Annotated in this window: 16 protein-coding genes; 6 read left to right on the forward strand and 10 right to left on the reverse strand. The window is 63.7% G+C overall.

Annotation, left to right across the window (positions count from 1 at the left end; genetic code table 11):
- Positions 1–175: 175 nt before the first annotated feature.
- A complete protein-coding gene (recJ, locus tag C7H85_RS16720; protein WP_106730845.1) occupies positions 176–1,909 on the forward strand; it encodes a single-stranded-DNA-specific exonuclease RecJ in 1,734 nt (577 codons plus the stop codon).
- Positions 1,910–2,283: 374 nt separating this feature from the next.
- Here recJ and C7H85_RS16725 read toward each other — a convergent pair whose 3' ends face one another.
- Entirely contained in the window at positions 2,284–4,164 is a 1,881-nt protein-coding gene (locus tag C7H85_RS16725) for a methyl-accepting chemotaxis protein (protein WP_106730846.1), read from the reverse strand.
- 199 nt (positions 4,165–4,363) lie between these two features.
- On the opposite strand from C7H85_RS16725, the gene prfB reads away from it, so the two are divergent.
- Positions 4,364–5,462 (forward strand): peptide chain release factor 2 gene (gene prfB / locus C7H85_RS16730; protein WP_106730847.1). Its coding sequence is split into 2 segments (ribosomal slippage): positions 4,364–4,438 and positions 4,440–5,462, totalling 1,098 coding nucleotides; the frame shifts between segments, so codons are not numbered across the junction.
- Between the two features lie 56 nt (positions 5,463–5,518).
- Complete coding sequence (gene lysS / locus C7H85_RS16735) at positions 5,519–7,003, forward strand: lysine--tRNA ligase (protein WP_168388275.1); 1,485 nt, start codon at positions 5,519–5,521, stop codon at positions 7,001–7,003.
- A gap of 65 nt (positions 7,004–7,068) precedes the next feature.
- Here lysS and C7H85_RS16740 read toward each other — a convergent pair whose 3' ends face one another.
- From C7H85_RS16740 to C7H85_RS16770, 7 genes are all read right to left on the reverse strand, one after another.
- Positions 7,069–8,013, reverse strand: a complete 945-nt coding sequence (locus tag C7H85_RS16740; protein ID WP_106730848.1) for a cyclodeaminase — start codon at positions 8,011–8,013, stop codon at positions 7,069–7,071.
- A 38-nt stretch (positions 8,014–8,051) separates the two neighbouring features.
- Positions 8,052–9,044 (reverse strand): hydroxyectoine utilization dehydratase EutB, encoded by a 993-nt coding sequence (gene eutB / locus C7H85_RS16745; RefSeq protein ID WP_106730849.1) that lies wholly within the window; start codon positions 9,042–9,044, stop codon positions 8,052–8,054.
- 101 nt (positions 9,045–9,145) lie between these two features.
- Positions 9,146–10,552 carry an aspartate aminotransferase family protein gene (locus tag C7H85_RS16750; protein WP_106730850.1) on the reverse strand — a complete coding sequence of 469 codons (1,407 nt, stop codon included), beginning with the start codon at positions 10,550–10,552 and terminating at the stop codon, positions 9,146–9,148.
- A 53-nt stretch (positions 10,553–10,605) separates the two neighbouring features.
- Positions 10,606–12,123, reverse strand: coding sequence for an NAD-dependent succinate-semialdehyde dehydrogenase (locus C7H85_RS16755; RefSeq protein WP_106730929.1), 1,518 nt, complete (start codon positions 12,121–12,123; stop codon positions 10,606–10,608).
- 470 nt (positions 12,124–12,593) lie between these two features.
- Positions 12,594–13,073 (reverse strand): Lrp/AsnC family transcriptional regulator, encoded by a 480-nt coding sequence (locus C7H85_RS16760; RefSeq protein ID WP_106730851.1) that lies wholly within the window; start codon positions 13,071–13,073, stop codon positions 12,594–12,596.
- A 106-nt stretch (positions 13,074–13,179) separates the two neighbouring features.
- On the reverse strand, positions 13,180–14,181 hold the full coding sequence (doeB, locus tag C7H85_RS16765; protein WP_106730852.1) for a N(2)-acetyl-L-2,4-diaminobutanoate deacetylase DoeB: 1,002 nt from the start codon (positions 14,179–14,181) through the stop codon (positions 13,180–13,182).
- A gap of 7 nt (positions 14,182–14,188) precedes the next feature.
- Positions 14,189–15,376 carry a M24 family metallopeptidase gene (locus C7H85_RS16770; RefSeq protein WP_106730853.1) on the reverse strand — a complete coding sequence of 396 codons (1,188 nt, stop codon included), beginning with the start codon at positions 15,374–15,376 and terminating at the stop codon, positions 14,189–14,191.
- Positions 15,377–15,799: 423 nt separating this feature from the next.
- Between C7H85_RS16770 and ehuR the strand changes: the two genes are divergently transcribed.
- Both ehuR and C7H85_RS16785 read left to right on the forward strand, forming a co-directional pair.
- Positions 15,800–17,200 carry a MocR-like ectoine utilization transcription factor EhuR gene (gene ehuR / locus C7H85_RS16775; protein WP_210433684.1) on the forward strand — a complete coding sequence of 467 codons (1,401 nt, stop codon included), beginning with the start codon at positions 15,800–15,802 and terminating at the stop codon, positions 17,198–17,200.
- A 389-nt stretch (positions 17,201–17,589) separates the two neighbouring features.
- Positions 17,590–18,864, forward strand: a complete 1,275-nt coding sequence (locus tag C7H85_RS16785; RefSeq protein ID WP_106730855.1) for a dicarboxylate/amino acid:cation symporter — start codon at positions 17,590–17,592, stop codon at positions 18,862–18,864.
- A gap of 35 nt (positions 18,865–18,899) precedes the next feature.
- Here the strand turns inward: C7H85_RS16785 and C7H85_RS16790 are convergent, their stop codons facing one another.
- The gene (locus C7H85_RS16790; RefSeq protein ID WP_106730856.1) at positions 18,900–19,343 is read right to left on the reverse strand and encodes a PACE efflux transporter; all 444 of its coding nucleotides are present in this window, start codon (positions 19,341–19,343) and stop codon (positions 18,900–18,902) included.
- Positions 19,344–19,432: 89 nt separating this feature from the next.
- Between C7H85_RS16790 and C7H85_RS16795 the strand changes: the two genes are divergently transcribed.
- The gene (locus C7H85_RS16795) at positions 19,433–20,323 is read left to right on the forward strand and encodes a LysR family transcriptional regulator (RefSeq protein ID WP_106730857.1); all 891 of its coding nucleotides are present in this window, start codon (positions 19,433–19,435) and stop codon (positions 20,321–20,323) included.
- On the opposite strand, the gene ygfZ is transcribed toward C7H85_RS16795, so the two are convergent.
- Positions 20,305–21,213, reverse strand: coding sequence for a CAF17-like 4Fe-4S cluster assembly/insertion protein YgfZ (gene ygfZ, locus C7H85_RS16800; protein ID WP_168388276.1), 909 nt, complete (start codon positions 21,211–21,213; stop codon positions 20,305–20,307). The genes C7H85_RS16795 and ygfZ overlap by 19 nt on opposite strands.
- Positions 21,214–21,267 lie beyond the last annotated feature (54 nt).

Below are 21,267 nucleotides of genomic sequence, written 5' to 3' on the forward strand. Positions count from 1 at the left end.
CTGCAAATTTTGTTCGAGTGCGGACGCCGCCTAATCGTCAGCACAATTCGGGATCAACATTCCACTCCTCTTATAGCTTCAAGCTTATCGCTTCCGGCTCTGTCTGCGGTGGGTCGTTGCAAATTTCCCCCGGCGCGGTTAGTGTGGTCGGCTCGTTTAAAAAACAAGTCAGCCCATGTCCGCCCGTTCCCGATTGCCCATCCGCCGGCGTGAAGCCGCGCCCCATCAGTTGCCCGCCGACCTTTCTCCCCTGCTGCAGCGGCTCTATGCCAGCCGCGGCGTGGTGCTGCCCGAGCAGCTCAACCTGCAGGCCGGTGCCCTGCTCAAGCCCGGCTTCAAGGGCATGGCCGAGGCGGTGCGGCTGCTGGAGCTGGCCCTGGGGGATCAGCGCAGCATACTGATAGTGGGCGATTTCGACTGCGACGGCGCCACCAGCTCGGCGCTGATGGTGCACGGCCTGCGCGCCATGGGCGCACAGCGGGTCGGCTACCTGGTGCCCAACCGTTTCGACTACGGCTACGGCCTGAGTCCCCAAGTGGTGGAAGAGGCGGTGGCCCTGGGCGCCGAGCTGCTGATCACCGTGGACAACGGCATTTCCAGCATCCTGGGGGTGGCGGCGGCCAGGGCGGCAGGCATGCAGGTGATCGTTACCGATCACCACCTGCCCGGCGAGGAAACGCCCGAGGCGGACGCCATCGTCAACCCCAACCAACATGGCTGTGACTTTCCTTCCAAGAACCTGGCCGGGGTCGGGGTGGCCTTCTACCTGCTGCTGGCGCTACGTTCGGCGCTGAGCGAGCACGGTTGGTTCGAGAAGCAGGGGATCAGGGCGCCCAACATGGCGGATTACCTGGATCTGGTGGCGCTTGGCACGGTGGCGGACGTGGTGGCGTTGGACGGCAACAACCGGGTGCTGGTGCACCAGGGCCTGCAGCGGATGCGCGCCGGCCGGCTCCGGCCCGGCATCCAGGCGTTGATCGACATTTCCGGCCGCAACCAGGCGCGGATGGCGGCCTCGGATCTCGGTTTTGCCCTCGGCCCCCGGCTCAACGCCGTGGGCCGGCTCGACGACATGTCGATGGGGGTGGCCTGCCTGCTCAGCGACAGCCTGGACGAGGCGCGCCGGCTGGCGGCGCTGATGGATGAGCTCAACCGGGAACGCAAGGCCATCGAAGCCAGCATGCAGCAGGAGGCGCTGGCCAGCCTGGCCCGGGTGCGCATCGATGACGGCGAGCTGCCCGCCGGCCTGGTGCTGCATCAGGACGACTGGCACCAGGGAGTGGTGGGGCTGGTGGCCTCGCGCATCAAGGAACGCTACTTCCGCCCGGTGATCGCCTTCGCCGAGGCGGGGGAGGACGAGCTCAAGGGCTCGGGCCGCTCCATTCCCGGGGTACACCTACGGGATCTGCTGGAGGCCATCAACAGCCGCCACCCGGGCCTCATCACCAAGTTCGGCGGCCATGCCATGGCGGCGGGGCTGTCGTTGACCAAGGCGGCGCTGGCCCCGTTCAAGGCGGCGTTCGAGCAGGTGGTGGACGAATGGGTCAGCCCCGAGCTGCTGGCCGGGGAAATCCTGAGCGATGGCGAACTGGCAGTACAGGAGCTGACCCTGGAGCTGGCCGAGCAGTTGCGCTTCGCCGGCCCCTGGGGCCAGGCCTTTCCCGAGCCCCTGTTCGATGGCGAGTTCCGCATCATCCAGCAGCGGCTGGTGGGGGAGAAGCACCTCAAGCTGGTGCTGAGCCCGGATGAGGGGAAAACCATTTTCGACGCCATCGCCTTCAACGTGGATCTGGGTGTCTGGCCCAATGCCGCCATTCAGAAGGTGGAGCTGGCCTACAAGCTGGATGTCAACGAATGGAAGGGGCGGCGCCAGCTGCAACTGCTGGTGGAGCAGCTGGCTCCGTTGTAGGGCCGACGCCGTTATATAAGAAAGGGATTTTTATGGAGCTTTTTGGCCGATCTCTTCGGTCAGGACAACGTCCATCGTCTGTTTTTCCAGATCTCTCCCACGAAGGCGGAGATCCATGAAAGATTGCACTGGACTCCCGCCTTCGTGAGAGTGATCACAGCGATTCGACGCTTTATCAGCCAACACCCAGGCCAAAACAGGCGGACAAAGGGAACGGCTCCGCCGACCGTCACAGGGGGCGGGTGTCATCTCCCTCAGCGTGTCGGCGGAGTTGGTCCTTTGCCGGCCCATACCTGTAGAGCAAACGACTTTGTCATCAAGCTGAAAGGGCCCGCTCGGGCCCTTTTGCGTTATTCCGTAAACACCGGTGACGGTTACAGGGTAAAGGCGCTGACCAGGCCGTTCAGCTCGCCCGCTTGCTTGTGCAGATCCTTCGACTGCTGCAGGGACTGGGTCGCATCCTCGGCCAGCTCGTCGGCCACGTCCTTGATGGCGGTGGTGTTCTGGGTGATTTCCCCGGTCACCTGGCTCTGCTCTTCCGCCGCGGTGGCGATCTGGCTGGCCATGTCCGAAATCAGCCCCACGGCGGCGGTGATCTCCGCCAGCGCCTGGGCGGCGGCCTCGGCGTCTTCCACGCTCAGATCCGCCAGATGGCGGCTGGTGTCCATCAGCTTCACCGCTTCGCTGGTGGCCTGCTGCAGGGTGCTGATGGTGTCCTGGATTTCCTCGGTGGAGGCGTGGGTCCGCTGGGACAGTACCCGCACCTCGTCCGCCACCACCGCAAAGCCGCGACCCTGCTCGCCGGCCCGGGCCGCTTCGATGGCGGCATTCAGCGCCAACAGGTTGGTCTGCTCGGCAATGCCCTGGATGGTGGCCAGTACGCTGGAAATTTCCCTGGCGTGCTGATCCAGGCGCACTATCACCGAGGCCGCGTCGGCCATTTCCCGGGCCAGGGACTGGATGGAATCCCGGGTCTTGTGTACCAGTTGCTTGCCCTGCTCGGTGCTGGCCGAGGACTGCTGGGCGGCGGTGGCGGTGTGCTCGGCGTTATTGGCGATCTCCTGGGTGGCAGAGGCCATTTCGGTCACCGCCGTGGCCACCATGGCTACTTCCTGCTGCTGACGGCCCAGCTCGGTTACCGTCTGATTGACGCGCACCGAGGCCTGCTCGGCGTTGCTGCCCAGGTGTCCGGCCTGGCTGCGGATCTGGCGGATCAGCTCTGCCTGGCTGTCGACGAAGCGATTGAAGTTGGCGGCGAGCTGGCCCACTTCATCCTTGCTGTAGAGTTCGATACGCTGGGTGAGATCCCCCCGGCCGTCGGCTATCTGGGCCAGGGCACGGGAGACCCTGAGCAGGGGCGCCAGCAGCACCTGTACCAGCAGGCCGATCAGCACCACGGCGGCGACGATCACCAGGGCAGCCAGGCCCAGTTGTTGCCACAGCAGGGTGGTGAGTGGGGCTTCCAGCGCGGCCTTGTCGAGCACGAACAGCAATTGCCAGTCGCTGCCTGGCACCGTCTGGGCATGGACCAGCTTGTCTTCTCCATTCAGCACCACCGGATGCAGGGCGTTGCCCTGCTGCCAGCGAGCCAGGTTGGCGGCGGACAAAGCCTGATCCAGGCGGGTGGCGGTCTGCAGTACCCGGGCTTCATCCCGGTGGGCGATCAGGGTACCGTTTTTATCGAGCATCATGGCGTAGCCCCGGGCGGGCAGGCGGATGGCGTTGATGTCGTCGATCAGGCTGGTGATGGCCACATCACCGCCGATCACCCCGGCCAGGCGGCCGCTTTGCTGTACCGGCTGGGCCAGAGTCACCACCAGCACCTTATAGGCGGCATCCAGGTAGGGAGCGGTGACGATACTTCTGTTGTCCCTCTGGGCCTGTTGGTACCAAGGACGACTGCGAGGGTCGTAACCGGTGCGATCGATATGGGGATCGCTGTCGTGCATCACGCCTTCGGTCGTGCCGTAAAAGCCGAGCTGGAAATCACCGGCCTCTTGCACCAGTTGCAGGGGAGAGAGGGGGTTGTCTCCCAGCTGTTTGGCGGCGGCGCTCAGCATGGTCTGGCGGCTGCCCAGCCACTCGGCCACCTTGTCGGCTTCTTTCTGCGCCAGGCCGGACACCAGCTGTTCGCTGTCCTGATACAACTGGTGTTTCATGTCCCGAAAGCCGAGGCCGCTGAGGATCAGGGCGGTGATAACAATGGTAGCGATAAAACTTAACAGAATCTTGTGCTTTAATTTTAATTTGTTCACGTTTTTAATTCTGGTTGTGTGGTTGATTCATTATATCGACGGCTGTTTCAAAAAAATTAATTGAAACTAAATATCGAACGTCGCTCGAAATATGGCCACTCCCTGCTGCGTTCAGGCCCGGCTTTCGGTAGAATAAGCGCCCTGATTTTGGCGAGCCGCCAAACACACTCACTCAGTACAACAGAGAGTCTGTCGACCCATGTTTGAAGTAAACCCTGTGTACAACAAACTCAAGGAGCTGTCTGAACGGGCACAGCTTCTTAGGGGGTACCTTTGACTACGATGCCAAGAAAGAGCGTCTGGAAGAGGTAAACGCCGAGCTGGAACAGCCGGATGTATGGAACCAGCCCGAGCGAGCCCAGGCACTGGGTAAGGAAAGGGCTGCCCTGGAAGGGGTGGTGACCACCCTGGAAGAGCTGGATCAGGGCATCGAGGACATCGGTGGCCTGGTCGAGCTGGCGGTGGAAGAAGAAGACGAAGACACCTTCGAGGAGTCCAAGGCCGATCTGGACACGCTGGAGAAGAAACTGGCCGATCTGGAGTTTCGCCGCATGTTCGCCGGCGAGCACGACGGTTCCGACTGCTACCTGGACCTGCAGGCCGGCTCCGGCGGTACCGAAGCCCAGGACTGGTGCAACATGGTGTTGCGCATGTACCTGCGCTGGGGCGAAGCCCGCGGCTTCAAGAGCGAGATCATCGAACTGTCCGAAGGGGAAGTGGCCGGCATCAAGTCCGCCACCGTCAGGTTCAGCGGTGAATACGCCTTCGGCTGGCTGCGCACCGAATCCGGCGTGCACCGGCTGGTGCGCAAGTCGCCGTTCGACTCCGGCGGCCGTCGCCACACCTCCTTCTGCTCCGCCTTCGTGTATCCGGAAATCGACGACGACATCGAGATCGAGATCAACCCGGCGGACTTGCGGGTCGACACCTACCGCGCCTCCGGCGCCGGTGGCCAGCACGTCAACCGAACCGACTCGGCGGTGCGGATCACCCACGAGCCCACCGGCATAGTGGTGCAGTGCCAGAACGACCGCTCCCAGCACAAGAACCGGGATCAGGCGATGAAGCAGCTGAAGGCCAAGTTGTACGAGCTGGAGCTGCAGAAGCAGAACGCCGAGAAACAGGCGATGGAAGACAGCAAGTCCGACATCGGCTGGGGCAGCCAGATCCGTTCCTACGTGCTGGACGACGCCCGCATCAAGGACCTGCGCACCGGGGTCGAAACCCGCAACACCCAGTCGGTGCTGGACGGCGACCTGGACAAGTTTATCGAAGCCAGCCTCAAGTCTGGGCTGTAATTCCCCGGCCCTGGCGGGCAGAAGGGCTCAAAACAAGATTCAAACAAGGCTTAATCATGACAGAGCAGCTACAAGACGAGAACAAACTCATTGCCGAGCGTCGCGCCAAGCTCGAGCAGATCCGCAAGGACTGCCCGGCCAACGCGCACCCCAACGACTTCCGCCGCGAACACCTGGCCGGCGAACTGCAGGCCGAATTCGGCGAGCACGACAAGGACGCCCTCGAAGCCCTGGGCAAGGTGGTGTCCGTGGCCGGCCGCATCATGGCCAAGCGCGGTCCCTTCCTGGCATTGCAGGACATGTCCGGTCGTATTCAGGCCTACGCCACCAAGGAAGCCCAGCAGATCATCAAGGATCAGTACGGCGGCCTGGACATCGGCGACATCGTCGGTGTGACCGGCGTGCTGCACAAGTCCGGCAAGGGCGATCTCTACGTCAACATGGACCAGTTCAAGCTGCTCACCAAGGCGCTGCGCCCCCTGCCCGAGAAGTTCCACGGCCTGTCGGATCAGGAAACCCGCTACCGCCAGCGCTACCTGGATTTGATCACCAACGAAGAATCCCGCCGGACCTTCCAGATCCGTTCCCAGGTAATGGCCGCCATCCGCCAGTTTATGAACGGTCATGGCTTCATGGAAGTGGAAACACCCATGATGCAGGTGATCCCGGGTGGCGCCTCGGCCCGTCCCTTCATCACCCACCACAACGCCCTCGACATGGACATGTACCTGCGTATCGCCCCCGAGCTGTACCTGAAGCGGTTGGTGGTGGGCGGTTTCGAGAAGGTGTTCGAAATCAACCGCAACTTCCGCAACGAGGGCCTGTCGCCGCGGCACAACCCCGAGTTCACCATGATGGAGTTCTACTGGGCCTACGCCGACTACCGCGACCTGATGGACTTCACCGAGGAGATGCTGCGCACCGTGGCGACCCAGGTGCTGGGCACCGCCGAGGTGAAATACGGCGAGGAAGTGTTCGACTTCGGCAAGCCCTTCACGCGGCTGAGCATGAAGGACGCCATCCTCAAGTACAACCCCGAGGTGACCCTGGAGCAACTGGCCACCTTCGATGGCGCCTGCGAAGTGGCCAAGGATCTCAAGATCAAGGTCGAGAAGAGCTGGGGCCTGGGCCGGGTGATCACCGAGATCTTCGAAGAGACCGCCGAGCATCGCCTGATCCAGCCGACCTTCATCACCGAGTATCCGGAAGAAGTGTCGCCGCTGGCGCGCCGCAACGACAAGGATCCGAGCATTACCGACCGCTTCGAATTCTTTATCGGTGGCCGCGAAATCGCCAACGGCTTCTCGGAGCTGAACGACGCCGAAGACCAGGCCCAGCGCTTCCGCGATCAGGTTGATCAGAAAGACGCGGGCGACGACGAAGCCATGTTCTACGACGAGGACTACGTGACCTCGCTGGAGCACGGCCTGCCGCCGACCGCCGGCCAGGGCATCGGCATCGACCGCCTGGTGATGTTGCTGACCGACTCCCACACCATCCGCGACGTCATCCTGTTCCCGACCCTGCGCCCGCAGCGCTAAGCCCGGGCGTGCTCCAGGATAGTTCAAAGCCGGTCATCGACCGGCTTTTTTGTTTCTGGGATGGCTCAGCCACCCAGGCGGGTGGCGGTGTAGTTGGCGATGGCGGTGTCCTGGACCCCGGTGCCGCTCAGATCGCAGACGGTGATCTGGTCGGGCGCGGTGCGCAGGGGCAGCGCCTCGGCAATCACCTGGCCCAGCTCATGGACCTGTTTGGTAAAGGAGCCGGGGAAGTGGTGCAGCTCGCCGATGGTTTCCGACTGGCTGCGCCTGTCCACCACCAGCACGTCGGCATTGGCCAGTATCGCCGGCTCCAGCTCGTGCTTGTGGCCGTTGTCCGAGCCCATGGCGGTCACGTGGGTGCCGGGAAGCAGGTCGGCCCAATGCAGCACCGGGCTGGACGCCGGCGTGGTGGTCACCACGATGTCGGCCCGGGCGCAGGCGGAGGCCGCGCTCTGGTGCAGGGTCACCGGCAGGCCGTATTTATGCTCCATGGTGTTCTGGTAGGCGAGCATGCTGTCGGTGTTGCGGGCAAACACGTGCACTTCCCGGATCGGGCGCACCAGCCCCAGGGCCGCTACCTGCAGTTCGGCCTGCAGGCCGGCGCCGATCACCGCCACCGAGCCGCTGTCCGGCCGCGACAGATGTTTGGCGGCGATGGCGCCGGCCAGGGCGGTGCGGATGTCGGTGAGGTAACCTTCGTCGAACAGCACCGAGTCCACCACCCCGGTTTTGGCCGAAAACAGTATCATCAGGCCGTTGAGGCTGGGCAGGCCCAACTGGGGGTTGTCGAAAAAGCCGGAACTTATCTTGAGGGCGAACCGTTCCTGGCCGCGGATATGGGCGGTCTTGACGTCCACTTCGCCGTTGCTCTCGCCGATGTTCATGCTGAGTACCGGCGGCATGGTGACCTCGCCCCGGCCCAGGGCGGCGAAACCGGCTTCCACCGCCGCCAGGGCCTCGTCGGTCAGGCCGGTGACCTCGGTGATCTGCGCCTTATGATAAATCTTCATGTTTTGCTCCAAAGCGGAATGTCCCGATGGGGGGGCGGTCAGCGCGATGCCGCCGCCAGCGCCCGGGCCCGGTCGAAGGTGTCCAGCGCCACGTTGTGGCCGCTGACCACGAACACCACCTGCTTGCCGCGCACGTCCAGGCTGTGCTGCTCGATGGCGGCCACGCCCACCACGGCGGCACCTTCCACCAGCATCTTCTCGTGCTCGACGAAGTGCACCATGGCGCGGGCGATGGCGGCCTCATTGACCAGGTAGGCGCTGTCCATGTGCCGGCGCACCGCCTCGAAGCTGTAGCGGTTGTGCAGGCCGATGCCGCCGCCCAGGCTGTCAGCGAAGGATTCGTATTCGGTCACCTGCACCGGCTGGCCCGCCTCCAGGCTGGCCACCATGGCCGCGCCCCTGTCCATGGTGACGCCGACCAGCTCCACCCTGGGCTTGATGCCCTTGAGGGCGATACCGATGCCGCCCACCAGGCCGCCACCGGACAGGCCGGCGAAGACGGTGTCGACGGCCGGCAGATCCTCCAGGATCTCCAGGCCTATGGTGCCCTGGCCGGTGATGATGTCCGGGTGATCGAAGGGCGGCAGGTAGACCATGCCCTGCTCCTCGACCAGGCGCAGGGCTTCCACCTCGGCCTCATCCTGGGAATTGCCGATGATGCGCACCTCGGCGCCCAGGGCCTTGATGGCCTCGACCTTGTTGGCCGGCACCAGCCGGGACATGCAGATCACGGTGTGAATGCCGAGCCGCTTGCCGGCGTAGGCGATGGCGCGGCCATGGTTGCCGGTGGAGCAGGTGACCACGCCGGCCTGGCGCTGTTCCGGGCCGAGCCGGCTCATGGCGAAGGTGGCGCCGCGCAGCTTGAAGGCGCCGATGGGCTGGAGGGTTTCGAGCTTGAGCCAGGCTTCGCAGCCGAAGCGGCGCGACAGGGATTCGGAGCGGATCAGGGGCGTGCGCGCCACCTGGCCTTGCAGTGCCTGCCGGGCCTGATAGATCCGCGACAGGTCGGGGAGTGCGTCCGTTGCTGGCATCCTTTGCCTCTCTGGTGGTGATGACCGCAAAAGCCAGGTTCGACGGGCGAACCTGGCTGGGTGATATCTGCCGAAGCTGGAAGCTTCCGGCTTTCGTCTATTTACTTGGCGTTCCAGTCGCCGCTGCGGACCAGCTTGTCGGTGACCTTGTTCACCGCCTTGGCGGTGCGCTCGACGATGTCGTCCACCTCGCCCTTGGTGACCACCAGCGGCGGGGCAAAGCCCAGGATGTCGCCGTGGGGCATGGCGCGGGCGATCAGGCCCTGCTCCAGACAGGCGGCGGCGATCTGCGGGCCCACCTTGAGGTTGGGATCGAAGTGCTCGCGCTTGGCCTTGTTGCTGGAGAACTCCAGGGCGTGCAGCAGGCCCACGCCGCGGCTTTCGCCCACCAGCGGGTGCTCGGCAAAGGTTTGCTGCATGCGCTGCTGCAGGTAGGCGCCCACCTCACGGGCGTTGGCCACCAGCCCTTCGCGCTCGATGATGTCCAGGTTGCACAGGGCTGAAGCGGCACCCATGGGGTGGCCGGAATAGGTGTAGCCGTGGCCGATGGCGCCCCACTGATCGGTACCCTGCTCCAGCACCTGCCACACCTTCTCGCCCACGATCACGCCGGACAGCGGCTGGTAGGCGGAGGTCAGGCCCTTGGCGACGGTGATCAGGTCCGGCTTCATGTCATAGTAGAGGGAGCCGAAGTCGGCGCCCAGGCGACCGAAACCGCACACCACTTCGTCGGCGATCAGCAGGATGTCGTACTTGTCGAGCACCTTGCGGATCTCGGCCCAGTAGCCCTCGGGCGGCGGTACTATGCCACCGGTGCCCAGCACCGGCTCGCCGATCATGGCGGCGACGGTGTCCGGCCCTTCCGCCAGGATCATCTCTTCCAGCTTGGCGGCGCAGTACCTGGAGAACTCCAGCTCGCTCATGTTGTCATCGGGGCGGCGGTAGTAGACCGGCGCTATGGTGTGCTTGATGCGCTCCAGCGGCAGATCGAAGTGGGCGTGGAACAGCGGCAGGCCGGTCATGGAGCCGGAGGCGATGCTGGAGCCATGGTAGCCCCGATCCCGGGAGATCACCTTCTTCTTCTGAGGCAGGCCGCGGGCGTTGTTGTAGTACCACACCAGCTTGAGCTGGGTCTCGTTGGCGTCGCTGCCGGACAGGCCGTAGTACACCTTGCTCATGCCGGCGGGCGCCATCTTGATGATGCGGTCGGACAGCGCGATCAGCGCCTCGTTGGTGTGGCCCACATAGGTGTGGTAGTAGGCCAGCTTCTTGGCCTGCTCGTAGATGGCCTCGGCCATTTCGGTGCGGCCGTAGCCGATGTTCACGCAGTACAGGCCGGCGAAAGCATCGATCAGCTCCACGCCTTCGGAATCCTGGATGCGGATGCCCTGGGCGCCGGTGATGATGCGTCCGCTCACTTCACCCTGAGCGTACTGCTTCAGGTGGGTGGAGGCGTGGAACACGGTGTTGCGGTCGATGTCGAGCAGCTTTTTGGTATCTATGGTCATGGTGGTCGCTCCCTTGATAGCGTTCAATCCGGTATGGGTGTTCAGTTCTGGTCTCAGCTGCCGCTTAACGTTGGCATGGCGCCCAGGCAGTAGTACTTGATCTGGCTGTACTCATCGAAGCCGTGACGGCTGCCTTCGCGGCCCAGGCCCGACTGCTTGACCCCGCCGAAGGGGATGGGGTGGCCGGTCATCTTCACCGAGTTGACCGACACCATGCCGAACTCCAGGCCGCGCATCAGCTGCCAGATATGGCGGATGTCGTGGCCGTACACATAGGCGGCCAGGCCGTACTCGGTGTCGTTGGCCAGGGGGATCAGCGCGTCGATGCTGTCGTAGGGCAGCACCCCGGCCACCGGGCAGAAGTTCTCCTCGCGGAATACCTTCATCTGCGGGGTCACGTCGGCCAGCAGGGTCGGCATGAAGAAGTTGGCGCCCGGCGCCCGGCGTTGGTCGCCGGCAATCAGCCGGGCGCCCTTGGCGAGGGCGTCGTCGACGATGGCCTGGGCCTTGTCCACCGCCTGGCGGAAGATCAGCGGGCCCATGGTCACGCCCTCGTCGAAGCCGTTGCCCACCTGGATTTTGGCCATCCCGGCGGCGAAGGCGGCGAGGAAGTCTTCATACTTGGCGCGCGGCACGAAAATGCGGTTGGCGGCCAGGCAGTCCTGCCCGGCGGTCTGGAACTTGGCGTCCACCGCCGCCCTGGCGGCCGCGCTGATGTCCATGTCCGGCAGCACGATGAAGGGGGCGTTGCCGCCGAGCTCCATGGAGCACTTCTTGACGGTGGCCGCGGCCTGTTCCAGCAGCAGCTTGCCGACCCGGGTGGAGCCGGTGAAGGAGAGCGCCTTGACCTTGTCGGAGCGGCACAGCACGCCGCACAGCTCGGCGCCGTCGCCGGTGATCACATTGTAGACCCCGGCCGGGAAGCCGGCGCGCTCGGCAAGCTCCGCCAGCGCCAGGGCGGAGAAGGGGGTTTCATTGGCTGGCTTGACCAGCACGGTGCAGCCGATGGCCAGGGCCGCCGCCGCCTTGCGGGTGATCATGGCGCTGGGGAAGTTCCAGGGGGTGATCAGCGCCGCCACGCCGATGGGCTCGCGCAGGGTGGCCAGCTGGGCGTTGGGGATATGGCTGGGAATGGTCTCGCCGTAGGCGCGGCGGGCCTCCTCCGCGAACCAGCGGATAAAGGAGGCGCCGTAGTCGATTTCGCCGCGGGCATCACTCAGGCTCTTGCCCTGCTCCAGCACCATCAGCACTGCCAGGTCCTCCTTGTTGTCGAGGATGAGATCGTGCCAGCACATCAGGATGGCGGCGCGCTCGTCGGCCAGCCGCGCCCGCCAGGCCGGAAAGGCGCGCTCGGCGGCGTCGATGGCCTGGCTGACCTGCAGCGGTTGCAGTTGGGTGCAGTGACCGATGATGTCGTCGGTGGCCGGGTTGATCACCGCCAGATCGGCGTTGCCGCTGACCCATTTGCCGTTGACATAGGCCAGTTCGCGAACCAGCCGGGGATCCTTGAGATAGGGCATCATGGCTGCGGTGACCTTGCTGTCGGATACCTGCTTGAGGGTAAGGCTCATAAACACCACCAATTCGTTGTTTGGGTACAGGTTGTTGCCATGAGGTCATTCTAGGAGCGATGGCGGGGAGATACTTTTTGTTGCCCCGGCGTTGGCGGGGCGATTTTTCTTATAACCGAGGTTAAAAAATTGTTTTTTTCTGGAGGGGAGAGAAAGGTGGGGTATGACGGACTACTGCCCAAGCCCGGGCTGATTTAAACAGGCAACACCTATGTTAAAACAGGCGGACAAAGGGAACGGCTCCGCCGACCATGAAATGCCATGGATGGCATTTCGAGCCCACTTGGGGCGAGCTTGTCTCGCCGTGACGAGTTGCTTCAGCCTGACCGAACATCCAGTGAATGTTCGCAGCAGGCTGAAGCGGCGAGTGTCATCTACCGCGGCGTGTCGGCGGAGCTGGCCCTTTGGCCGGCTTACTGGGTTATAACAGTCAAGGTTGTCCACAAACTGGAGAGTTTTGGTCCCCAGCCCTACTCCTTGTATTCAGCCGCGAATTCCAGCCTGGGTTGCTGCTGCTTGATGGTCTTGGTGACGATATAGGTGAAGTAGCGCTCTATGCCGAGCCCGGAGGTGAGCCAGCTGTCGATCAGCCGCTGGTACTGGTCGATGCCGTCGCACATCACCTTGAGGATGTAGTCGACGCCGCCGCCGGTGGCGTAGCAGTCCACCACCTGGTCGCACTGCAGCATGGCCTGCTCGAAGCGCTGAAAGGCCTCGGCACTGTGCTGCTTGAGACTGACTTCCACCAGTACCGGCGAGCGCTTGAACAGCACGTCGGTATTGATACGGGCGCCGTAGCCCTGGATGATGCCGGCGTCCTCCAGCCGTTTGACCCGCTCCCAGCAGGGGCTGACCGACAGGTTGATGGCCTCGGCCAGGCCGGATTTGGTGATGCGGCCCTGCCGGTGCAGGATGTGCAGAATTTTGATGTCGTAGCGATCCAGACGCATGGGGCTTCCTGCTTGTTGTTGTGCAATCTTGATGGCTTGAGTATACAAAAGGCCGCCGGTGGCAACCCGCAGCCCTTTTTGCTCAAGCACTTACCTTAAATTATGTTCAGGCGTCGATCTCGATCGCCAGCACCGCGAAGGTGTCGCCGATGTCGATCAGCGCCGGGTGGCGGCGGCCGGCGACGATGCCGTCGCGTTGAGCCCGGTATTCCGCCGGCGCCTGGCCGGTGCGCTCCAGGGTATGGATGCGCGCCACCAGATCGCCTGTCCGGACCTCGTCGCCCAGGGCCACGCACAGCTCCAGCAGGCCCTGGTGCTCGCTCATCATGTAGCAGGAGCCGTCGGGCATGTCGAGCAGGCGCGGCGGGGTGTCGGGCAACTGGTAATCGCCCTCGGTGACACCGGCGAAGATCAGGAAGTTGTGCACGCCCCGGTCCGCCAGGGCGATGGTCTCGGGGCGGCTGGTGCCGCCGCCACCCAGCTCGGTGGTGACGAACACCTTTCCTTGGGATTCGACCGCCGTGTCGTAGAGGGAGGCGCTGTCCAGCTCGAACATCACCACCACGTCGGGCGCGCCGAACCGCCTGGCGCCCTCGATGCAGGCGGCTTCCTGAGCCGGGTCCGGCAACCGGTGGGCGGCGGAAAAGGGGATGAAATCCAGGGTCTTGCCGCCGGAATGGAGGTCCAGGGCGTAGTCGCACAGGGGCACCAGGTAGCGGTTGAAGTAGTCGGCGATGCGCTCCGTCATGCTTCCCGCGGGAGCGCCCGGAAAGCTGCGGTTCATGTTGCCCTTGTCGATGGGGGAGGTGCGGCTGCCGTTGCGCACCGCCGGATAGTTCATCGCCGGCACTATGATCACCCGGCCCTGCACCTGCCCGGGCTCCAGGCGGTTGGCCAGCTTGAACAGGGCGGTGATGCCCTCGTATTCGTCGCCGTGGTTGCCGCCGGTGAGCAGGACGGTGGGGCCTGCGCCGTTTTTCACCTGGGTGATCGGGATCATGATGCAGCCCCAGGCGGACCGATCGCTGGAATAGGGCAGCTTGAGGAATCCGTGCTGCTTGCCGTCCCGCCCGAAGTCGACGGTGGCGGTAATGGTGGTGGCCTGCATCTTCTGGTTACCTCTTCACGAACAGTTTGCGGGGATAGTTGCACAGGGTTTCCACCCCGGACTCGGTGATCACGATGCTCTCGGTGGTCTCGATGCCCCAGTCTTCCAGCCACAGCCCCGGCATGAAGTGGAAGGTCATGCCCGGCTCCAGAATGGTGCCGTCGGTGTTACGCAGGCTCATGGTGCGCTCGCCCCAGTCCGGCGGGTAGCTCAGGCCGATGGGGTATCCGCAGCGGGCGCCTTCCCGATCGAAACCGTATTCGGCCAGGGTGGCGTTGAGGGCGTCGGCGATGTCGGCGCAGCGGTTGCCGGGTCTGGCGGCGGCCAGGCCGGCCTCAAGGGCGGCGTTGAGCGCCTCTTCCCCGCGCAGGAAGTCGTCATTGGGCTGGCCCAGGAAGATGGTACGCGACAGCGGGCAGTGGTAGCGGCGGTGGCAGCCGGCGATTTCGAAGAAGGTGCCTTCGTTGTGGTTGAAGGGACGCTCGTCCCAGGTCAGGTGCGGGGCCGAGGCGTCTTCCCCCGAAGGCAGCATGGGCACGACGGCCGGGTAGTCGCCGAAATGGCCTTCGTGTCCTTCCATCGCCACCCGGTAGATCTCGGCCACCAGCCGGTTCTTGGGCAGACCTGGTTCGATCATGTCGAAGACTGCCTGGTGCATGTTTTCGACGATGCGAGCGGCGATGCGCATGTAGCGCAGTTCGGTCTCGGATTTCACCGCCCGGCACCAGTTGACCAGGCCAGTGGCGTCCACCAGCTGGGCGTCGGGCAGGTTTTCCTTCAGCGCCAGGTAGGCGGTGGGGCTGAAGTAGTAGTTGTCCATCTCGATGCCGATATTGCCGCGGGCCCAGTCCCGGGGCTTTAGCAATTGGTTGGCCAGGTATTCCATGGCGTGCAGCGGCGGATTCATCACGTAGTAGTCCGGGTACCAGGTGATGTTCTCTTCCTGCAGGTAGACGGTACGCCTGGCACCATTGTAGTCCATCTGGCGACCATACCAGATCGGCTCGCCGGCCGTGCCGACCACCGCGACCTGTGGGGTGTAGAAAGACCAGCCGTCGTAGCCGGTGAGCCAGGCGATATTGGACGGATCGTGCACGATCAGGGTCTGGATTTCATGCTGATCCATGGCGGCGCGAACCTTGGCCAGGCGTTGATGGTATTCTTCGATGGAGAAACTGGGTACATGGTGATGCATAAGCACTACCCCTGTATGTGGCAGTCGGGACCACCAACCTCTGCCGGCCCGGAGGGCGGACAGTCGGCTGGGTTGTGGTTTCGGTGCTGGGTTTGCGGCTGTGCCGGCGTTCATGGCTGCGGCACAGCCGCTAATCAGCGATTGGGTGTGTTCGGACCTTCCGTTCGCGGGAACAAAGACCGTCGTGGCCGGGGCCACCGTGGTGCCGCGGCCGGAGGAAGCAGGATGGTGTTCAGGCTGTGTTTATCCATGAGTGTTACCTCGTCAGGCCCTTGGCCCATAGCGCCTAAGTGATGCAATCGGTCCCTGCAATCATGACAATTGGTCGAAAGACTGGATGAAGACCGGTCATTGTCCTAGTATGTTGCTTTATTGGTCAGTACACATTAGTGCATTTGGGTGTGTCAATGAATTTATTGATCCATGACAATTGATCTGAAACCCTTGCTGAAGACAGGAATGCCCAAGTACCTGGCGATCGCCAAGGCACTGGAAGAGGCCATCGCCCGCGGCGATCTGTTGCCGGGCGCGCGTCTGCCCCCCCATCGGGTGCTGGCCGAGCAACTGCGGGTGAGCGTACAGACGGTAAGCAATGCCTATGCCCATGCGGAGAAGCAGGGGTTCGTGGCGGCCCGCGTCGGCAGTGGCACTTTCGTCAGCGATTATGGTGGCGGCAAGGAAACCGAGCTGATGCTGGCTGAAGAGAAGAACACCGAAGGGCGGGCCATCGACCTGTCCATCGCCCATCCGGTCTGCACCGATGAGCTGACCCGGTTGTTCGGCGAGGTGCTGGTGCGGGTCGGACAGGGTAACACCGAGTCGCTGATCCGGGCGGCCCGGCCGGTGCAGGGGCTGTGGCCACACATCGAGGCGGCGGCCCGGTGGCTGGAGAGCCAGAAACTGCCGGCAGAGCCGGAGCGGGTACTGCTGTGCAACGGTGTCTCCCACGGCCTGATGCTGGCGATGGGGGTACTGCTGCAGCCGGGCGACATCGTGGCCTGCGAGGAGCTGGTGGATCACGGCCTGATCGCCCGTTCGCGTATGCTGGGTGTGCGCCTGTGCGGTCTGCCCGTCGATCGGGAGGGCATTATTCCCGACGCCCTGGAAGATGCCTGCCGCAAGAAGAAAATCAAGGTACTGTGCTGTACCCCCAGCATGAGCAATCCGGCCAGTTGTCACATGAGCCAGGAACGGCGACTGGCCATTGCCGAGTTGGCTCGTCGTTATCACCTGATGGTGATCGAAGACGATGTGTACGGCGCCCTGGAGCCGGACCGGTTGCCGCCCCTGTCCAGCCTGCTGCCGGAGCAGGCGTTCTACGTGACCAGCCTGACCAAGACGGTGGCGCCCGGCCTGCGTTGCGGCTTTATGGTGGTACCGCGGCACCTGCTGCAACACTGTGTCGCCCGGCTGGCCGCCTCCAGCTGGATGGCGCCGCCGCTGGTGTTTGAAGTTGTCAGCCGGTGGATCCAGGACGGTACCCTGCGCCGGTTGATCGCCTTTCAGCAGCAGGAGTTCGCCGCCCGCCAGCGGCTGGCGCGGGAGCTGTTGACCGGATTCGAGTACGACAGCCACGAGCATGGCATGCACCTGTGGCTGCGCCTGCCCGAGGGCTGGGGGGCCGATGAACTGGTGGGATCGGCCCGGCAGGCCAATGTTCTGCTCACCGGTTACCAGCCCTTCGTGGTGGATCCGGAACGCCGGCTCGGCCGGGTACGCATCAGCCTGGGCTGCGAAAGCAGCCGCTACCGGGTCGGGCACGGCCTGCAGCTGTTGGCGGGCATGCTCAATACGCCACCGCCGCCCACCCATTTTCTGCTGTGAGGGGCCATTACAGAAGACGTCGCCACTTTGCCGCGCACGACTCGGTGTTCTTCGCCATCAGCAACGAGGTGCCCACTATCACCAAATCCACCGGCCTGATCACCGCCGTGGTGTTTATCCTGCCATCGGGGAGGGCGGTAACTCTCCCTTCCCATGGCGTTATCCTCTCCATCCTGGCGGCATGCCCTGGGGTCATTCAGCGCTCAACTTTTTGTGTAACTCTTCAATTCTTGTGATAACCCTCTCAGTTCGGTGTTCCCGGACGGCAACCGGGTTGCCGATCTGTTCTATGAATGTAAAATCCTGACGCTTGCTATATGGTTGGTTTACTTATCTATAAAAACAACCAATAGCAGATAAATTGTTCAGTATTTGCTGAGGAATACAAGATGAAAGGTTCTCTTTCCACCCGGATTTTCGCCGGCCTCTTTGCCGGTCTGCTCATCGGCAGCATGATCCAGTACCTGTTTTCTGGCGTCTCCTTCTTGAATGAAGGGGTGGTCGGCCTGGCCGAGGGGGTGGGTGGCATGTTCGTGTCGCTGATCAAGCTGATGGTGGTGCCCCTGGTCTACATCTCCATCGTCACCGGTATCTGCGAGTTGCGCGACATCGCCAGCTTCGGCCGGCTCGGCAGCAAGACCTTCGGGCTCTATATTGTCAATACCGTCCTGTCCATCGCCGCCGCCATCCTGGTGGGGGTGATCTTCCAGCCCGGACTGGGCGCCAGCCTGCCCCACGGCGCCTCCGGCGCGGTCGAGCTGACCACTACCGAAACCCCGGATATCGGCGCCATGCTGGTGGGCATAGTGCCCAGCAACCCGGTCCAGGCCTTCGCCTCCGGCGACATGCTGCAGATCATCTTCATGGCCATCCTCACCGGCCTGGCGCTGCAGGCCATGGGCACTTCGGCGGCCCCGGCGGCGCGCACCTTCCGGATCGCCAACGAGGTGATGATGAAGCTGGTGGGTCTGGTGATGACCCTGGCTCCCTACGGCGTGTTCGCGCTGATGATCAGCCTGGGCGCCACCCTGGAGGCCGACACCCTGATGTCGGTGGCCGGTTACGTGGCCCTGGTGGTGCTGGTGCTGGGGTTCTGGATCCTGGTGGCCTATCCGCTGGCGGTATGGCTGACCACCGGCATCCGGCCCGGCGTTTTCCGCAAGGCGACCCGGGAGCAGCTGCTGTTCTCCCTGTCCACCGCCAGCTCCAACGCCACCATTCCGGTGACCATGCGCACCCTGACCGAGAAGCTGGGCGTGTCCCGGGCCATCGCCGGTTTCGGGGTGCCGCTGGGCGCCACCATCAACATGTCCGGCTCCGCCATCTACATTACCCTGGCGGCCATCTTCGCCGCCAATATCTCCGGCACGCCCATCGCCACCGGCGATCTGCTGACGGTGGGGGTGACCGTGCTGCTGATGTCCATCGGGGTCGGCGGCGTGCCCGGCGGCGCCGTGGTGATGGCCGGGGTGCTGCTGCACCAGATGGGCCTGCCGGTGGAAGCCATGGCCATCATCATGGCGGTGGACCGCATCAACGACATGTTCTGTACCGCCTCCAACGTGGTGGGCGACACCGCGGTCAACACCATAGTGGCCAGGATGGAAGGCAACCCGGACAGCCTGGAAGAGGCCGCCGGGCTGACTCCGGCACCGGAAAAATAAAGGATAAAAAAAAAACCGCCGTTTGGCGGTTTTTTTTATCCCTGGCCGGCGGCCTGCTCCCGGGCGGAGAGGGGAATGGGAAAGACGCGGTCGTAGGCCAGGTTGTAGACGAAGGCGTACACCAGGTAGAAGCTGGCCATGGCGATGTCCATCACGAAGGCTTCCCACAGGCTGATCCCCAGGTACCAGGCGATCATCGGCATGAACAGCAGCAGCAGCCCGCCTTCGAACAGCAGGGCATGGCATACCCGGATCGGCGTGGTCTTGCGTACATCGCCGCGCAGCAGCACCATGGCATGGTCGAACAGCAGGTTGTAGGCGTAGTTCCAGAAGGTGGCGATCAGGGAGCCGACCACGGCCATCAGCCCCATGTCGAACAACTGGTGATCGAATAGCAGGCTGGCCAGGGGTGCGAAGATCAGCAGGCCGATGATTTCAAATCCCAGGGTATGGCGAATACGGTCTTTGGTGGTGCGCATGTTATGTCCTCTGCAAGCAAGCTCATGGCTCCCGATTCTATCTGCTAATATCGAGAGTAAAAGTTAGCTAGTATCGGATATACAGATAGATGAGTTTCTCACTCGAGCAATTGCAGGCCTTCGTCGCCACCGTGGAAACCGGCTCCTTCTCGGCGGCCGCCCGCCGCCTGGGCAAGGTGCAGTCGGTGGTGAGCACCGCCGTCGCCAACCTGGAGATCGATCTCGGCAACCCGCTGTTCGACCGGGACGGCCGTTATCCCCGGCTGACCCCGGCCGGTGAGCGATTATTGGCGGAGGCGAGGGTGATACTGGAACGCTGCGAGCATTTTCGCGGCCTGGCCAGGAGCCTGGGGGAAGGGGTGGAAAGCCGGCTGGTGCTGGCGGTGGACGAGCTCTATCCCTCCGAGCAGTTGGGCGGGCTGATGGACGAGTTCGCCCGCCAGTTTCCCAGCGTCGAGCTGGAGCTGCTGTTCCCGCTGATGGAGGACGTCAGCCGCATGGTGCTGGAAGAGCGGGTCGATCTCGGCATCATGTGGCGCCAGGAAATTCTGCCTTCGGCGCTCAACTTCCATGCCCTGGGCTGGGTACCGATGAAGATCGTCTGTGCTCCCGGCCATGTGCTGGCCGGGCAGCGGGTGGACTGGGAAGAACTCAAGCGCCATCGCCAGCTGATGGTGGCGACCCGTAACGACAGCGAGGAGAAGGTGCGGTTGCGGGTGGCGTCGGAGGTGTGGTGGGTGGAGAGCCACTGGGTCATCGTCGAGCTGGTGCAGCGCAACCTGGGCTGGGCCTATGTGCCCGAGCATATCGTGTCCCGGGCCCTGGGCGAAGGCCTGCTGGTGTCGCCCCGGCTGGCGTTCGACGACACCGACTGGCAGGTGGCGCTGGAGCTTATCTGGCACAAACAGCGGCCCCTGGGCAAGGCCGCGTCCTGGCTGAAGAACGCGGCCATCGGCGCCGCTCAGTCCACCAGATCGTAGGGCAGGGGATGCAGTTGCAGCCGGCTGTCCGGCTGATCTTTAAGCCGGAACACGGTGTCCGCGTCCAGATCCTTGTTGAGCACGGCGGTCAGCAGGCAGTCTTCCCCCTGTTGCCAGTGGCTCAGCACGGTGCCGGCCCGGCGCCAGTTGTCGCCCAGCTGCAGCTCCAGATCCTGGTTGACGGCAATCTTGTCCGTCGCCTTGCCGACCAGCACGAACATCGCCTTCTTGTTGGCGCCCCGGTACTTGGCCCGGGCCACGATTTCCTGGCCCATGTAGCAGCCCTTGGTGAAGCTGATGCCGCCGAGCGCCTGCAGGTTGAGCATCTGCGGGATGTATTCGCCCTGGTGCTCGGCGCTCATGTCCGGCAGCCCGGCCTGGATCATCAGCCCCAGCCATTCCTGCTCGCTGCCCCTCGGCAGCTCGGGCAGCTCGGCTTCCACCGGCAGCACCAACAGCGCATGCTCGGCCGCCACCGGAATGACGATGCCGCCCTGCCACAGGTTGCCATCGCCCACGTGGTGGTTGAGCCAGTGCGACAGGCCTTCGCCGGCCAGGCCGAATACCTGCCAGCGTTCGCTCACGTCTTCCACGTCGGTCTTGGCGAACACCGCGAATTTTTTCAGCTCGGGCAACTGGCGTGCCACCAGGGAACGATTGAGCAGCAGCAGCAGTTGTTCGCCCAGGTTGGCCAGCCAGAAGGGGGCCCACAGTTTGCCCTTGCTGTCGCAGTGGCCGCCCGGGGTGGCGTCGCCGGCTTCCAGCGCGGCGACATCGCAGGTGACCTGGCCCTGCAGGTATTTGACCCTGTCTTCGCCGCTCAGGCTCAGCACGGCACGATCGGTTAACGGATAAAGCACGGGAGTAGAGGCAATAGTCAACACGGGCAAATCCTTTGTTGTCTATGAATTGGTGAAGTGTGACCTTCATGGTAAAGATGGCCA

Origin of the sequence: Zobellella endophytica (genome assembly GCF_003012775.1) — a bacterium.
In the GTDB taxonomy this organism is placed as follows: domain Bacteria; phylum Pseudomonadota; class Gammaproteobacteria; order Enterobacterales; family Aeromonadaceae; genus Oceanimonas; species Oceanimonas endophytica.